This window comes from Candidatus Omnitrophota bacterium (assembly GCA_026387175.1).
Classification (GTDB): Bacteria; Omnitrophota; Gorgyraeia; order 2-01-FULL-45-10; family 2-01-FULL-45-10; genus CAIMPC01.
Map to the genome: position 1 here is coordinate 180,996 of JAPLME010000008.1, position 16,437 is coordinate 197,432.

At 49.0% G+C, this 16,437-nt stretch carries 15 protein-coding genes; 11 read left to right on the top strand and 4 right to left on the bottom strand.

The window, feature by feature from the left end; genetic code table 11:
- Positions 1 to 11 precede the first annotated feature (11 nt).
- The 11 genes from nusA (at position 12) to rpsA (ending at position 12,339) form a co-directional block, all read left to right on the top strand.
- Positions 12 to 1,217, top strand: coding sequence for a transcription termination factor NusA (gene nusA / locus NTY76_05200; protein MCX5678488.1), 1,206 nt, complete (start codon positions 12 to 14; stop codon positions 1,215 to 1,217).
- Entirely contained in the window at positions 1,217 to 3,445 is a 2,229-nt protein-coding gene (gene infB, locus NTY76_05205; GenBank protein MCX5678489.1) for a translation initiation factor IF-2, read from the top strand. Before nusA ends, infB begins: the two co-directional genes overlap by 1 nt.
- Before the next feature lies 1 nt (position 3,446).
- Positions 3,447 to 4,439, top strand: coding sequence for a tryptophan--tRNA ligase (trpS, locus tag NTY76_05210; GenBank protein MCX5678490.1), 993 nt, complete (start codon positions 3,447 to 3,449; stop codon positions 4,437 to 4,439).
- Positions 4,439 to 5,191 carry a segregation/condensation protein A gene (locus tag NTY76_05215; protein ID MCX5678491.1) on the top strand — a complete coding sequence of 251 codons (753 nt, stop codon included), beginning with the start codon at positions 4,439 to 4,441 and terminating at the stop codon, positions 5,189 to 5,191. Before trpS ends, NTY76_05215 begins: the two co-directional genes overlap by 1 nt.
- Positions 5,184 to 5,837 carry an SMC-Scp complex subunit ScpB gene (scpB, locus tag NTY76_05220; protein ID MCX5678492.1) on the top strand — a complete coding sequence of 218 codons (654 nt, stop codon included), beginning with the start codon at positions 5,184 to 5,186 and terminating at the stop codon, positions 5,835 to 5,837. The genes NTY76_05215 and scpB overlap by 8 nt, the downstream gene beginning before the upstream one ends.
- A complete protein-coding gene (gene pheA / locus NTY76_05225; protein MCX5678493.1) occupies positions 5,827 to 6,897 on the top strand; it encodes a prephenate dehydratase in 1,071 nt (356 codons plus the stop codon). Before scpB ends, pheA begins: the two co-directional genes overlap by 11 nt.
- A gap of 2 nt (positions 6,898 to 6,899) precedes the next feature.
- A complete protein-coding gene (gene hisC / locus NTY76_05230) occupies positions 6,900 to 8,009 on the top strand; it encodes a histidinol-phosphate transaminase (GenBank protein ID MCX5678494.1) in 1,110 nt (369 codons plus the stop codon).
- A gap of 3 nt (positions 8,010 to 8,012) precedes the next feature.
- Complete coding sequence (aroF, locus tag NTY76_05235; protein ID MCX5678495.1) at positions 8,013 to 9,029, top strand: 3-deoxy-7-phosphoheptulonate synthase; 1,017 nt, start codon at positions 8,013 to 8,015, stop codon at positions 9,027 to 9,029.
- 6 nt (positions 9,030 to 9,035) lie between these two features.
- On the top strand, positions 9,036 to 9,893 hold the full coding sequence (locus NTY76_05240) for a prephenate dehydrogenase/arogenate dehydrogenase family protein (GenBank protein ID MCX5678496.1): 858 nt from the start codon (positions 9,036 to 9,038) through the stop codon (positions 9,891 to 9,893).
- Positions 9,883 to 10,554 (top strand): (d)CMP kinase, encoded by a 672-nt coding sequence (gene cmk, locus NTY76_05245; protein MCX5678497.1) that lies wholly within the window; start codon positions 9,883 to 9,885, stop codon positions 10,552 to 10,554. The genes NTY76_05240 and cmk overlap by 11 nt, the downstream gene beginning before the upstream one ends.
- A gap of 177 nt (positions 10,555 to 10,731) precedes the next feature.
- Positions 10,732 to 12,339 carry a 30S ribosomal protein S1 gene (gene rpsA, locus NTY76_05250; GenBank protein ID MCX5678498.1) on the top strand — a complete coding sequence of 536 codons (1,608 nt, stop codon included), beginning with the start codon at positions 10,732 to 10,734 and terminating at the stop codon, positions 12,337 to 12,339.
- A gap of 59 nt (positions 12,340 to 12,398) precedes the next feature.
- Here the strand turns inward: rpsA and NTY76_05255 are convergent, their stop codons facing one another.
- From NTY76_05255 to NTY76_05270, 4 genes are read right to left on the bottom strand one after another with little or no spacing between them, the layout of a single operon-like run.
- The gene (locus tag NTY76_05255; protein MCX5678499.1) at positions 12,399 to 12,926 is read right to left on the bottom strand and encodes a DUF2148 domain-containing protein; all 528 of its coding nucleotides are present in this window, start codon (positions 12,924 to 12,926) and stop codon (positions 12,399 to 12,401) included.
- Between the two features lie 26 nt (positions 12,927 to 12,952).
- Positions 12,953 to 14,527 (bottom strand): hypothetical protein, encoded by a 1,575-nt coding sequence (locus tag NTY76_05260; protein MCX5678500.1) that lies wholly within the window; start codon positions 14,525 to 14,527, stop codon positions 12,953 to 12,955.
- Positions 14,487 to 15,962 carry a hypothetical protein gene (locus tag NTY76_05265; protein MCX5678501.1) on the bottom strand — a complete coding sequence of 492 codons (1,476 nt, stop codon included), beginning with the start codon at positions 15,960 to 15,962 and terminating at the stop codon, positions 14,487 to 14,489. The genes NTY76_05260 and NTY76_05265 overlap by 41 nt, the downstream gene beginning before the upstream one ends.
- The gene (locus tag NTY76_05270; protein MCX5678502.1) at positions 15,959 to 16,384 is read right to left on the bottom strand and encodes a hypothetical protein; all 426 of its coding nucleotides are present in this window, start codon (positions 16,382 to 16,384) and stop codon (positions 15,959 to 15,961) included. Before NTY76_05270 ends, NTY76_05265 begins: the two co-directional genes overlap by 4 nt.
- Positions 16,385 to 16,437: the final 53 nt, after the last annotated feature.

Sequence of the window (16,437 nt, forward strand, 5' to 3'; positions counted from 1 at the left end):
GGGTGAATGAAATGAATAATGCGGAGTTATTGAGCGTACTGGAGAATATAGAGCGTGAGAAGGGGATATCGAAGGAGTTCCTCTTTAAGGCGATAGAGTCCGCAATGTCAAGCGCGGCAAAGAAGATCATTGGCTCTAAAGAAGCCGAAGTCACGGCGGTTATAGACCGGTCTACCGGCGAGCTGAAGATAATCAGCGAGGGCAAAGAGATAAAAAGCGCCGAATTGGGCAGGATCTCCGCTCAAACAGCGAAACAGGTTATAATGCAGAAGATCCGCGAGGCCGAACGCGATATAATATTCGATGACTACCAGAAGAGGGCTGGCAGTATAACCAATGGCACCGTCCATAGGTTCGAGAAGGGTGATATCATTGTAGATCTTGGAAAGACTGAGGCGGTCCTTCCTAAGTCACAGCAGTCGCCAAAGGACCGCTATAAACAGGGCGACAGGGTCCGCGCCTACATCTTAGAGGTCAATAAAACCTCGCATGGTCCGCAGATAGTCTTATCGAGATCGGACGCGGCCTTCGTAAAAAAATTGTTCGAAATAGAGGTGCCTGAGATAGCTGACGGAATAGTAGAGGTAAAGGCGGTGGCCAGGGAAGCGGGCGAAAGGACTAAGTTTGCGGTCTGGTCGAAGGACGATAAGGTAGACGCTGTGGGCGCCTGTGTGGGAATGAGAGGACAGCGCGTTAAAGACATCGTAAGAGAACTGCAGGGCGAGAGAGTCGATATTATACGCTGGAGCGATGATCTGAAGGAGTATGTGAAAGCCGCAGTCTCCCCCGCTGAGATATCCGAGATAAAGATAGATAAGGAGCACAAGAAGGTAGAGGTTATAGTAGCCGATGACCAGCTTTCTATCGGAATAGGAAAACATGGCCAGAACATAAGGCTTGCCTCAAAGCTTGTGGGATGGGAGATGGATATCAGAGGTAAGGGAGAGAGCGCAAAAGCGATATTCGGCGATAAGAAGTCAAAGGCGGAGGCGGCACTCGAATCCCCCGGCGCCGAAGGCGGCGGAGAAGAGGCGAAACCCCAGACCAAACTTACGGACATAGACGGCATAGGTCCCAGGATCCAGAGGACCTTGATCGCGGCCGGATATGACACGATTGAGAAGATAAAATGCCTTACCATCGAGGATCTTACACAAGTCGAGGGTATAGGCAAAAAAACAGCTGAGAAGATAATAAAGTCAGCGAAAGAGATATAATGGTAAAAAAGAGCGCGGAAAAAGATACTAAGGGGACGAAGGAAAAGGTTAAGAAGCCCGCCACGAAGAAGAAGCTTGCAGCTAAAGCCAAGGCGTCCGCAGCCGCATCCATCGAGAAAAAGAAGCCCGTGGCTAAGACGCCTGCGGTCGTGCCTGCCGCGAAGAAGAGGGTTGTCCATCCAAAAACGGCGATTAAAAACGACAATGTGATAGCGAAAGAGGCCGAAGCCGCAGTAGCGGTAAGCGTGAAACCAAAACCCATTTCGAAGCCGGAGATAAAGAAAGAAGAGAAGGCTTATGTTAAAACGGAAATAAGCGCGGCACCGCCTCAGGCCCAAAAGCCTGAAGCCCTCAAGGTAGCTGAGAAATCGCAGGAGATCAAGGCCGGCCCATCTTCAGTTAAGGAGACGGTTGTTGAAAAAACGGCAGCTGTGGTGCCCGAAGTCCGTGAAGCGAAAGTATTGGAATTCGACCTGCCTATACCGCTAAAAGATTTTGCCGTAAAATTGGGCGTGAAACCTAATGAGATAATACTGGATCTGATGGGCAAAAATATATTTGCTACGATAAATCAGAGTTTAGGCGAAGAGCTTGTTGTAAACCTGTTAAAGGCGAGAGGCATAGAGTTCAGGAAACCCCCTAAGATAGAAGAGCAGGTTTCAAAAGAACATACCGAAATGGAGTCAAAGCAGGACGTGCGCCATATTACCGCAAGGCCTCCGGTCGTTACATTCATGGGGCACGTTGACCATGGAAAGACAAGCCTTCTAGATTTCATCCGGAAGACCCGTGTTGCGGACAAGGAGAAGGGCGGCATTACGCAGCATATAGGCGCATATGAAGTGCGGTTGAAGAACGGCTCGGTCACATTCCTGGACACTCCCGGCCACGAGGCTTTTACGGCGATGAGAGCGCGGGGGGCCAATGCGACTGATATCGTAGTCCTTGTGGTTGCCGCTGACGATGGTGTTATGCCTCAGACCAAAGAGGCCCTGGACCACGCCAGGGCGGCCAGTGTCACGATAGTGGTCGCGCTTAATAAGTGTGATCTTCCTTCGGCAAATATCGATAAAGTCAAAGGTCAGCTAAGCCAGATCGGGCTTAGCCCGGAGGATTGGGGCGGGAAGACTATAGTGCTGCCGGTATCGGCCAAGACCGGGGAGGGAGTGGACGAACTGCTCGAGATGCTGCTCTTAGAAGCGGAGCTTCTGGAATTGAAAGCTAATCCCGAGCTCAGGGCAAGAGGCGTTGTTATAGAAGGGAAACTCTCCAGCGCTCAAGGGCCGGTCGCGACGGTGCTTGTGAAGAACGGAACTCTCCGGCTAGGGGACATGATACTCACAGGTATGCATTACGGCCGCGTTAAGGCGATGATGGACCATACGGGAACCCGTGTAAAAGCGGCTCCGCCGTCAAAGCCCGTTACGATACTTGGATTATCCGGCGTTCCGATGGCCGGAGATGAGTTCTTCGTAGTGAGGGACGAAAAGAAGGCGAGGATCCTTTCGACTCTGAAGCAGGATGAGGCCAGGAGCCATAAACTGAAGATGTCGCATCGTGTTACGCTCGAGGACTTTTATTCGAAGATGAAAGAGGGAGTGGCAAAAGAACTGGATATACTTCTTAAGGGTGATGTGCAGGGGTCCGTCGAGGCGCTGAAGGCTTCGCTCTTAGAGTTAAACACCAAAGATGTTAAAGTCACGATCATCCATGCTGACGTCGGGAATGTCACCGAGTCGGACGTGATGCTTGCTGTGGCGTCAAACGCTATCATCATGGGATTCAACGTGAAGATCGATGAAGGCGCGGCGGATCTGGCGGTGAAAGAAGATATAGAGATAAAGAGCTACAATATAATATACGAAGCGATAGAGGACGTAAGGGCCGCTATGGAAGGGCTGCTTGCGCCTGTAGAGAAAGAGATATTTGTAGGAAGAGCTATTGTTAAACAGCCCTTCAGGGTAACGAAGGTCGGCACCATAGCGGGCAGCCAGGTCGTGAGAGGTAAGATCGTCCGCGCAGGCATTGCCAAGCTCATCCGCGATAAACAGGTTGTGTATGAGGGCAAGATCTCCTCTCTTAAGAGGTTTAAGGATGACGTGCGCGAAGTCAACGAAGGCGTTGAGTGCGGAATAGGGCTGTCCGGACATGACGATATAAGAACCGGCGACCTTATAGAGATCTACCAGATCGAGAAGATCGCCCGCAGACTAGACGCTAGAAGGTAAAATGACAGCTAAGAAGCGGATATTAAGCGGAATGAGGCCTACGGGCAAGCTCCATCTTGGGCATCTGGTGGGCGCGCTCAATAACTGGGTAAAGCTGCAGGAGTCCTACCATTGTTTTTATATGATAGCCGACTGGCATGCGTTAATGAGCGAGTACGAAGACCCGAAGGATATACGCGAAAACTCATATGCGATAGTTAAGGACTTTATCGCTTCGGGCCTCGATCCCGAGAAGAGCGTTATATTCATCCAGTCGCATGTGCCGGAGCACCTGGAATTATATATGGTATTCTCGGACCTTACACCGCTTGGATGGGTCGAGAGGTGCCCTACGTATAAAGAGCAGCTTCGAGAGATAAAAGGGAGAGACCTTACGACCTATGGTTTTCTCGGTTATCCTGTTTTGCAGGCGGCGGATATTGCGCTATATAAGGCCGATGCGGTTCCTGTAGGGGTCGACCAGATGCCGCATCTGGAGTTAACGCGCGAGATCGTGCGCCGTTTTAATACGATTTACGGCAAGAATGTATTCCCCGAGCCGGAAGGATTGTTAACGAAGATACCGAAGCTTCTGGGGCTGGATAACAGGAAGATGTCTAAAAGCTACGATAACTTTATTTCGCTTTCCGATGAGCCCGCCGATATATCGAGGAAGGTGGCTTCCATGATTACGGATCCGTCCAGAATAAAGCTGGAAGACCCCGGGCACCCGGATGTGTGCAATGTATTCAGTTATTATTCGATATTCGCGGATCCGGACTCACTTGCGTCCGTCAAGGATTGGTGCGAGGGCGCTTCGAAAGGCTGCACAGAATGCAAGAAGAGCCTTGCGAAGATATTAATAGAGCGCCTTGAGCCGATGAGGTCGAAGAGAGCGAAGCTGTCGAACGATGATGTTAAGGATATTCTGAAGACCGGAGCGAAGAGGGCCAGGGATGCCGCGGGTCAGACGATGGCCGTGGTCAGATCGCTCATACATTTTGCGCAGGAATAATGACCTATAAGGTAAAGCTCGAAGTCTTTGAAGGGCCGCTCGACCTTCTTTTATACCTGATAAAGAAGGAAGAGGTCGATATATATGATATCCCGATAGCGAAGATCACAGATCAGTATCTGGAATATATGGAGCTGATGCAGCTATTGGACCTTACGATCGCGGGCGAATTCCTGGTAATGGCCGCAACGCTGATGCATATAAAGTCGAAGCTCCTGCTCCCGCCGGACGAAACCGAATCGGAGAGCGAGGAAGAGCAGGATCCGAGGGCGGAGCTCGTAAAGAGGCTCTTGGAATATAAGAAGTTCAAAGAAGCCGCGGCAGAGCTCGCGCAGAAAGAATCGCACCAGAAACATTTTTACGCGCGGGTCGGTTCCGGAATCAATATGGACGAGCTTCCCGCCTCAAAGGACGAATTTCTCGAGGCAAGCTTATTCGATCTTATAACCGCGTTCACGAAAGTGCTGAGAGACATCCCGAAAGAGATGTTTCACCGTATCATAAAAGACGAGTTCACCGTATCGGAAAAGATACATGACATACTGCATATGCTCGTCGATCATAAGAAGGTGATCTTCACAGATCTCTTCAAGGCCGCTAAGAACAAAACCGAGATAATAACGATTTTTTTAGCGATACTGGAGCTTATAAAGATAAGGGAGGTCAGCATAATTCAGCATGCGCCTTTCGGCGAGATAGAGATAGTGAAGAGTATGGAAAACATTAAACCCTCGGGTGGTGGAAATGGATAGAGAAGAGGCAAAAAGGATAGTGGAGGCGCTCTTATTTGTGAGCGACAAACCGGTATCGATAGATACACTGAAAGATGTCCTGAAGGATATAGAACCCGTGCAGATACGGGATGTCCTGACGGAGCTGAATAATGAATATATCGCTTCAGGCAGAAGTTTCAGCATAAAGGAGATAGCGGGCGGCTTCCAGATGCTTACGGACCCGATCTATAGTCGCTGGATCGCGGCGCTTTACAAGAAAGGCTCTGACAGATTGACCGGGCCGTCGCTTGAAACTCTGGCGATAATAGCTTATAAGCAACCGATAACGAGAACCGATATAGAGATAATCAGGGGCGTTAATGTAGATGGAGTCTTAAGGACTCTCGAGGAGCGGAATCTTGTAAAGACAAAAGGCAGGCTCGACGCGCCGGGCAGGCCCATACTGTATGTCACGACGAATGAGTTCCTGCAGCATTTCGGGCTGAGATCGCTTGAAGAGCTTCCGAACTTAAAAGAATTCCAGGAGAGTGATCTGGATTTTGTGAAAGAGGCCCAGAAGTCAGGGGTCATAAACAAAGAGACCGGAAAACTGGAGACGATAAATACTTCAAACGCCGATACGGAGCAAGGCAGAAGCCAGGAGGAGGCGGTAAATGAACCTTAAAAGGTTGCGGAAGAAGATCGACACGATAGATTCCGAGATGCTGAAACTTCTTAACAGGAGGGCGGAGATCATCCTCGATGTAGGCAGGATAAAACGCAAATCAAAATCAGCTGCCTATGTCCCTGAGCGCGAGAAGGACATATATGACAGGCTTCTCGCGAAGAACAGCGGACCGATGTCTAACGATGCCCTGAGGGCCATATTGAGAGAGATCATGTCGAGCTCGCTTTCGCTGGAGCACCCTGTAAGGATAGCTTACCTTGGGCCGGAGTTCACTTTTACGCATCTGGCAAGCATCAAGAAGTTTGGCGCAAGCGTCAGTTACACCGGGTGTGAAACGATAACAGATGTATTCGCGGAGGTTGAAAAGCTCAGAGCCGATTATGGAGTGGTACCGATAGAGAACTCCATCGATGGCGCCGTCACTCATACTCAGGATATGTTCATCGATTCCGAGTTAAAAATTTGCTCAGAAGTCTATCTTGAGGTGTCCCATAATCTTCTCTCGAACGAATCCGACAAGAGAAAGATAAGGAAGGTATACTCAAAATCTCAGGTTTTTGGCCAGTGCAGGCTATGGATCGAGGCTAATCTTCCGGGGGTAGAACTCGTTGAGGTTTCTAGCACCGCGAAAGCCGCTGAGATCGTCTCAAAGGAGCGCTTCTCCGCATGCATAGCCGGAGAGCTTGCGGCAAAAAAATATAAGCTAAAGACACTCTGCGGCTCCATAGAGGATAGCTTTCATAATGTAACCCGATTTCTTGTAATAGGAAAGATCGAGGCCAGGCCGACAAAAAAAGATAAGACCTCTATCATGTTCTCGGTAAAGGACCGCGCGGGCGCTCTTCACGATATCCTGGTTCCTTTCAAGCGGCACGGAATCAGCATGACGAAGATAGAGTCGCGGCCGTCCAAGGTCAGGGCGTGGGAATATTATTTCTTTGTAGATATAAAGGGTCATCATCACGAGCCTAAAGTGGCCAAAGCTTTGCGGGAGCTGGGAAGATCGGCCACATATATGAAGATCCTTGGATCATATCCGATCGGAGATAACGTTTAATAATGAGAAATAAGGTCAGACAGAATATATTGAATGTGAAGCAGTATGTGCCGGGCAAGCCTATAGAGGAAGTCCAGAGAGAGCTTGGGTTAAAAGAGGTTATAAAGCTGGCCTCGAACGAGAATTGCATGGGGCCGTCCCCTAAAGCTATAGCCGCGATCCGCGGCAGCGTCATGGACATAAACCGTTATCCGGACTCTTCCAGTTTTTATCTTCGGAAGAAAGTGGCGAAGCTCCTCGGGGTGGAGGATCGGGGCCTCATATTCGGCAACGGTTCCGATGAGATCATAGGTATGGCGGTGAGGACTTTTGTCGGAGACGGTGACGAAGTGATCATAGCGAAGCCGACATTTCTTATATACGAGATCGTCTCGCAGCTCCAGAACGCGAAGATAAAGTACGTTCCGCTTCGTGAAGATCTCAGGCATGACTTAAAAGCCATGAAGGATGCTATATCGGATAAGACGAAGGTGGTCTTCATAGCAAACCCTGATAACCCGACGGGGACTTATGTTTCAGGAAAAGAACTGGACGAATTCTTTAATGGCCTGCCCGAAAAAGTGATAGTCTTCCTTGATGAGGCTTACTTCGAATTCGCGGATTATACATTTAAGGATTATCCGAATGGCATAGATTATCTAGATAGGCCCGGAGTTATAATAGCGAGGTCATTCTCTAAAGCGTACGGGCTTGCGGGACTAAGAATAGGATACGGCATATCGAGCCCTGAGATTATAAGCTATATGGAGAGGACCAGAGAACCGTTCAATGTAAATTTACTGGCGCAGGCTGCCGCCCGTGCAGCGATAGATGACAAGGTATTCTTGAGAAAGACCCTTTCTCATGTTAAAAAAGAGAAAGAATACTTATACGCCGCGTTTAGCGATATGGGCCTGAGTTACGTCGAGAGCGCTACGAATTTCGTTCTGGTGGATGTCAAAAGAGATTGTAAGGATGTATTTAACACCCTTCTTAAAAAAGGCGTTATCGTTCGGGATATGAAGGCGTGGGGCCTGGATACATATATACGTGTTACAATAGGAACGAAACCTGAAAATAAGAAATTTGTGAATGCGCTTGAAGGCGTGCTTAAATCTAATATCTGGAGATAAGAGATGATAATAGTCCTCCGTCCGGACGCGACAAAAAAGCAGCTTGACCATCTTGTCAGCAAGATAAAAGGCCTGGGACTGCGGCCATGGATCTCGAAAGGGATCGAGAGGACCATAGTCGGCGTGATAGGCGAAGAAGATGTAATGAGGACCCAGCCGCTCGAGGTATTTCCGGGCGTTGAGAAGGTCATGCAGATATTGACGCCTTATAAGCTGGCCTCGCGCGATTTCAAAAAAGATAACAGCGTGATAGATATCGGGTCAGGCGTGAAAGTTGGCGGTAAGAAGCTGGTTGTCATGGCTGGGCCGTGCTCCGTCGAGAACCAGAAGCTTTTGATAAGTATTGCCAAAAAAGTGAAGAGCGCAGGTGCTACGGTACTGCGGGGCGGAGCTTTTAAACCCAGGACGTCTCCGTACGCTTTTCAGGGGCTGGGGGAGAAGGGCCTGAAATTCCTTGCGGAAGCCAGAAAGGAGACCGGACTTAAAATAGTCACGGAACTGATGGATATACGCGATATAGACCTGGTCTCTAAATACACAGATATAATCCAGATAGGCGCCCGCAATATGCAGAATTTCAATCTGCTGAGAGAGGTCGGCAGGACCAAGAAGCCCATCCTTTTAAAACGGGGCATGTCCAATACGATAAAAGAATTTCTGATGTCGGCGGAGTATATACTGGCGGAGGGCAATTTCAAAGTCATCCTGTGCGAAAGGGGAATAAGGACGTTCGAGGACGCGACCAGATTCACTCTCGATATAAACGCGGTGAGCGTAGTGAAGCATCTCAGCCACCTTCCGATAATAATAGATCCGTCCCATGCCGCGGGTAAGTGGAGTTACGTCGGTCCGGCCGCTAAAGCTGGAGTTGCCGCAGGCGCGGACGGTCTCATAATAGAGGTCCACTCGAAGCCTGAAGAGGCGATGTCGGACGGAGAGCAGTCTCTCCATCCTGAGACTTTCGCGAAATTGATGGTCCAGATCAAAAAAGTTGCGCGAGCAGTGGGGAGAGAGGTTTAAGACGAGATGGTGCGATTTAATAAAATAGCGATAATCGGGGTAGGGTTGATCGGTGGATCGATAGGCCTTGCCATAAAGAAGAACAGGCTTGCAAGAGAAGTCATCGGTGTATTCAGGCGCGGATCCACTTTAAAGAAAGCGCTAAAATGTAAGGCGGTAGATAAGGGCGTGATGGATATAGCCTCAGGCGTAAAAGACGCGGACCTTATAGTGCTTGCCGCGCCGGTTCATCTAATACCGGGACTGGCCGCTAAAGTTTTAAAGAGCGCGAAACGCGGCGCTATTATAACCGATGCCGGAAGCACTAAAGGATGGATAGTAAATCAGATAGAGGGTTTATTGGGAAAGTCTTCAAATGCGTATTTCGTAGGTTCCCACCCTATGGCGGGATCGGAACATACTGGCGTGGAATTTGCCACGGGCGATCTTTTCAGATGCTCTCCCTGTATAGTGACTAAGACGCCGTGCACGGACGCCGGGGCGCTTCGAAAAGTTTCATCTTTCTGGAGAGCCATCGGAGGTCGTATTAAAGTGATGAGCCCTTATGAACATGACAGGACGGTATCGCTTATAAGCCACCTGCCGCATGTAGTCGCCTTTGCGCTAGCCGGCGCGGTGCCGGTCAAAGATATGGCGTGCGCGGCGGAAGGGTTCAGAGACACGACGAGGGTGGCCTCGAGCGATCCGGAGCTATGGGCGGATATATTTTTAACAAATAAGAAAGCGTTATCGGATGCCGGAGGGCTTTTTAATAGGCATTATGGAAAGCTGCTTAAAGCCATAGGTCAAGGCGATCGGCGTATGACGGTATCTATTTTAAAGCATTCGAAGTCAAGGCGCGATAGATTAGCATATGCAAAATAAGAACAGCCATTTCATTGTGGCGATAGACGGGCCTGCGGGCAGCGGCAAGAGCACCGTCTCAAAGCTGATCGCTGGAAAGCTCGGCCTTTTATATATCGATACGGGAGCTATGTACAGGGCCCTTACATTAAAGGCGATGAGAGAGGGAGCGGATCTTGAAGACGCCGATGCCCTTACGAATCTTGCCAGGAACACAAAGATAGACCTGAGAAATGTTTCCGGCAGCCTGAAAGTCTTTCTGGACGGTGAGGATGTGAGCGCTCTTATAAGGACGCCCGAGCTTACGAATAACGTGAAGTTCATCGCCCGCGTTCCCGGGGTCAGGCGGGAGATGGTGAATTCGCAGCGTATCATAGGAGGAAGATCAAGCGCTGTTCTCGAAGGCAGGGATATCGGCACCGTGGTCTTTCCGGATGCCAGGTTCAAATTTTATCTGGATGCCGACGTAGAAGAGCGTTCCAAGAGGCGTCACAAGGAGCTGTTAGAGGCGGGCCAGGACGCGGATCTCGGCAAAATAAAGAATGATGTGATAAGGAGAGATGAATCCGACATGAATAGGGATGTCGGCGCGCTTAAAAAAGCTCCGGATGCCGTGCTTATCGATACCACCGACCTTTCGATAGAAGAGGTCACAGAAAAATTATTGAGTTATATAAAATAAGGTAAAATCCAAATTTTGACAGAGCAAAATTTGGATACGAAGTTGACTTCAAAATCCAAAATTTTCTCTGTAAAATTTCGGACCAACAAGTTCAGGGTATGGCTGGTTCTTCGCGTATGCCTGAGCAAGCTGTAAAGAAGCAAAAAATAAAATCCAATGAAAGGGGTTGTTTTACTAATGGCTGAAAAACATGTAGTGGACGACGCAGAAAAAAGTACGGAAGGAGGGATGAGCGATTTCGCGAAGCTCTATCAGGACAGCATCATTGACATTAAAGAAGGGCAGATCCTGAAGGGCAAGATAATCGGCATAAATCCGAAAGATGTGGTAGTCGACGTCGGTTATAAGTCAGAAGGCGCTATACCACTGTCAGAATTTACCGATCCTGAGTCCCTGAAGATCGGAGATGAGATCGACGTATATCTAGAGTCCAAAGAGGACGAAAATGGTATGGTCGTTCTCTCGAAGCAGAAGGCGGAAAGGGCCGTCGGCTGGGAGATGGTCATATCGAAGTACGGTGAGGGCGACATAGTCGATGGAAAGGTTTCAAAGAAGGTCAAGGGCGGCTTCATGGTCAACGTCGGAGTTGAAGCGTTCCTGCCGGCTAGCCTTGCCGGTTCGAAGACCTTTGGAAATCTCAATCAGCTCATCGGACAGGTATTCACATTCAAGATCGTCAAGATAAATAAAGCAAGACGCAACATAGTGGTATCCCGTAAAGACGCTATTAGCCAGCAGAGGGAAGAAGATAAGAAGAAACTCTTTGAGACCCTCCAGAAAGGCGCGGTCGTATCCGGTATCGTGCGCAATATCACGGATTTCGGAGCTTTCGTTGAGCTTGAAGGAGGTATTATAGGGCTATTGCATATAACGGATATGAGCTGGGGAAGAATTTCACATCCCAGCGAGATCCTGGCTATAGGCGATAAGATAGATGTCATGGTCCTGGATTTTGATACTGTCAGCGGGAAGATATCGCTGGGGCTTAAGCAGAGGACACAGAGCCCGTGGGAAGCGGTTGACGCGAAATACGCTGTCGGCAGCAAGCTCAAGGGGACGGTTGTTAACCTGGTCCCTTACGGCGCGTTCATCGAACTCGAGAAAGGCGTTGAAGGGCTGCTCCACATATCCGAACTCTCGTGGACTAAGAAGTATGCCAATCCGAATGAGCTTCTCGCGATCGGCGACAGGATAGAGGTGCAGGTCCTCGATGTCGACAGGCAGAATAAAAAGATATCTCTTGGTTTGAAGCAGCTCGAGGCTAACCCATGGCTTGAGGTCGATAAGAAGTACACAGTCGGCCAGAAAGTCAAGGGCAAGGTGCGCAATCTTACGGACTATGGCGCGTTCATAGAGCTCGAGGATGGGATAGACGGATTGGTGCATGTTTCGGACATATCATGGACGAAGCGTATTGGGCACCCGAAGGATGTTTTCAGTAAGGGAGAGAAGTTAGAGGCTGTGGTCCTCGCGGTAGATTCTGTAAATAGAAGGATATCGTTGGGAATAAAACAGCTCACTCCGGATCCGTGGGATGAGATAGCCGTGAAATATCCCCCGGAAACCGTGATGGACGGTAAAGTCACGAAGGTCGCGAATTTCGGATTATTTGTGGAGATAGCCAGTGACCTGGAAGGCCTGGTCCACATTTCTGAAATAACGCTTGGCGAGGGCGAAAAGCTTGAGACCAAGTTCAATGTAGGTGATGGTGTTAAGGTCAAAGTGCTGAAGGTGGATTCGCTGCAGCATAAGATAGCGCTGAGCCTTAAAGCGGTTGCCGGATAATCGGTAACAGCGGACGAATAATAGATAAGGGGCCGTGATAATTGTCACGGCCCCTTATTTTATTTCCGATCGAAGAACGGATTCTTGCCGGTAACGCTTAAGGGAATACCGAGCGCCTGTTTTACGGCGCCGGAGAATAGCTTCAGGTCGAGCGCAGCCCTGCCGATCGAATACATCAGGCGGTTATCTATATGGAACCGGCTTGCCAGACTTGCGGAGGAGCTTACCGCTATGCCGAGATCTATCGAATTGTAGGCGCAGATGCCTTTGGTTTTTGAGAGTTCGCCGCATGTCGGGTAACCGCAAAATCCGCAATCCAGCCCCGCGGGGTTTGCTCTGACGCCGATGATTACCAGAGCAGGGGAGGCCGCGATAGAATTCGCGTCGCGTTCGAGGCTGGGCCTATTCTCGGTTTTCGATATTTCTTTCATTTTGTTTATCAGTTTCGTCTTCGTCGTGTCGTCATCAATGATCATTATTTCAATATTGTCTATGCCCCTGGTCTTAGGAGAGGTCCTTGCCGCGGCCGTCATAAGGGCCGCAACATGCGACGCGGCTTCTCTCTCCGCCTGATCCGATCTTTTCATTTGGCACCCCTTTCGTAATAAAAAATTTAAATTCCATTACGCGACGCAAGTATCGCGTTTGATATATCGGAGCTCCTTAGAACTCGCAGATCATATTTTTTTATGATCTCCTTGTCAGGCTCGAGCAGATAGTAGAAATCATATATTCCGTCAGGGCCCTGCCGGGTCGTGAAATCGATCCAGTACGTCTTATCCTTTATTATATAGTAGTTCGTTGCGGGTTCAAAAAGCCAGTTGATGCCTATCCTGTATTTATTTCCTCCGGGTATATTATTTTTTGTCAGGTCGTAGATCTTCCGCATGACGTTCTTTGTGTCGGCATCATATTTCCATATGTGAAAATGGGTGATATTCATACATAAAATTCCGTGCAGGACCGCTGCTGAAATAATTACAAAAAAGAACCCGTTCATTATCGCCCTCCAAGCGCTATGGGCGGAGGAAGAGAGAGAGGACCAAAAAGATATCACGAGCACTAAATAGAGCGGGACCAGGTATATGGCCGCTCTATCAATAGCGTATTTTATATGGAAGAATGTAAATTGAATATTCATCGAAACGATTATCAGCAACAGGAGCATCGCGAGCCATAATGTATTCGTGTTATTCTTGTTACCTGGGCGCCCATTGATACCTATCGATATCGCGACGATGAGAGCTATGACATATAGCATAAATATGATGATTTTTATGACATGCAGCGCTTCCGGCCCTGCATAGCTTTTACCGTAGAGGACGCACTCCAGGACTGTGGTCACAGTGTTTGCCCAGAAGCCTGTTGTGCCGCCATAATCTGTGATAAAAAGCTTGATCCTGTCCATGACGGGAGCGCTGTAAATAAAACGCAATACTATCAGGATGCACGCGGCTGGAATCAGGAATCCCATGGCCAGTGTTTTGAAGGCTTTGACCATGGAGTTTTTCGCCGCGCGAATCATTTCATATATTTCGGATATGCCGATTAACGCCATTATCGCGAATAGGACATTCGCAAAAGCCAGGTTTGATAACACGGAAAACCCGAGCATGGACAGGGTTAAGATATTGCAGCGAGGACGCAGGCTATCGCAAGCGTAATTTCTTTTCAAGAAAAAGTATAGGCCGAACATCAGGAAGCCGACCCCCAGAGCGTATCCCCTGGCGCAGGAAAAGAAGTCCAGTAAAAACGGGTTTGTCGTCAGCAGCAAAAATCCGAGCAGGTACTTGGCTTTTTTAAAAAAAAGGTCAAGTATTTTGAGAGACGCGACCAGGTAAAGGATATGTCCGATCAGCGCCGGGATCCTGATAACAAATTCATTGTTCCCGAGCACTTCGCAGAAGAATTTAATGAATAACGTATTGAGCAGATGATTATTCGAACTGATAGCTCCCGCGTGTAAGAATATGTTTCGTATGCTTCCCTGCGCATGAATGAGATAGGTGAGCGCTTCATCGTGGCTTATCGATATGACGCCTGCTCGAAAGCATGTATAGCAGAAAAGCGCGCAGGCAATTATGAATGCCGTGAATTGATACCGGTCGGCGTTGTACCAAGGGCCGGGCCGGATGCCGGACATAGATTCATCTACGGTTTTTTGTACGGCGTGTTTCTTTCTTTTCATCTTTCCCTTCTAATATAGGATGTATGATCTCTCCCGGCGGCGAGACCATCATGAAGTAGATAAAAATAATAGTCGGCCATAGCTGCAGGACCAGGCGGTTTAAGGTGGTGCCTATATGCCACTTGAGATCGTATGGGCTAGTAAGATATATTGCGCAGTAACCGGTAAGCATAATTAATACCGCGAGTATCGATATAAGAACCGCTGTCCGGTCTTCCTTTCTGATCGATATGCCGGCAAGGAATAAATATACTAAAAGGACGGGGACCGCGCCTGTGAAGAGAAACCCGAGCCGGAAAAATTCGTTAGTGAACCCCGATATTATAAAGTAATACCTGGACGGGTCGGCCAGTTTTTCTGCCCAGTGCCCGGATATTTGGGCCGCCAGAATATCTTTGTTGGGCGGCGCCAGGAAGAGCTTGAAATATATGATAATTAAAAGGATAGGACTTGAGCCGGCGAGAAACGCCGCCATTTGCCGTAAGCTCCCGCGGATGCCGATGATCGGAACGGTCACGAAGATACGGGAAATAATGACTGCCGCTAAAAAGAACAGGCCCTCGTTTTTTGTCCAGGCTGCGAATGCCGTTATTAAGCCGGCGAGCACCAGGAATCCATTATTTTTGCCGGGCAGTCTCTCATTGAGGTATAAGATAACGATACTCGCTAAGATAAAAAATGATAGCGGCACATCGGCGTATTGAGACGCTCCATGCAGGATGAATGACGGTGTGCCCAATAAGATGAAAGCGCCTAAGAGGCCCTGTTCTCTCCCCCGCAAGAGGGAGAGCGACGATTTCAATAGCCCGATAGTGGCAAATGTGAAGACCAGCGCGATAGCGGCCGGTGCGAGAGTCTGACATTTACCCATATAGGCCCAGCTCCTGGCTATCATACCTGGCAGCAGAAGAGGGTAATCCGGGTTTGTCCAGCTTATGACATTGGTAAAGGCATCTTTCCAGGCGGCCAGTCCACGGAAAATGAACCGTGCCCTCATGTTCCATATGGCCCATGCGTCCCATCCACCATGCGGCTGGCAAGCCGATTTTGATATGAAGGAAGATATCGCGAATGCGGTTGCGCACAAAAACGCCGCTGTTAGAACATAATAGACCCTATTGGAAAAGATCTGGTTTTCGGCCCTCCGCAGCATCAGGCATTCTTGAGCCTCCTGTTTTAACGCGCCGAATAATACCGCTCCCAGCGCGGCGCACAGCAGCAGTTCCGCGATTACGAACGACGCAAAACCAAACCGGTAAGCGCTCATAACGAGCCATAAAAAGAATAGGGATGAGGATATTCCTATTCCTATGCCTACCGCAAGGGCTAGCTTGAGAGACAGGTTAGTTATCAGCGGTTTTCGGCAGGGCCAGGCGATGAATACCAGCAGAAGCCCCATTGCCAGCGATATTATTAGTGACGCAAAAAGTATCATGAGGGCGCATCCTCATTACGTAACAAAAAGACGCCGTTTCCGGCATTCATGATAACGCTGAATCTGCCATATGCGCTTATATCTGGAAGCGCGGAGGAGTGAAAATTGCCTATCACGATACCTCTGCGGGGATTATTATCAACTACGACCGGAGCGACGGCATACTGTGTCAGATAATATTCCGCCTGAAGATTGCCGTAAGCCATGACGGCTTCCGGGGGAGCTTCCGTAATATACCCTACTGCGCCCCGGGCCGGTAACGCCGCCCTGACCGCGGCAAAGCGTTCTTCGTATTGAGTGATTTGATCGCGAGGGCCTGTATTAATCCGCTCGTTTCCGGTTTTTGTGAACAACTCGGCGCAGGTAATAAGAGAGAGGATGATAATGATAAAAATTCCGGCTTTAAGTGGCGCGAACCTCATTGTATATCCCATGTTTTATTATAATATACACCATAGCCCATTAAAGTGAAAAT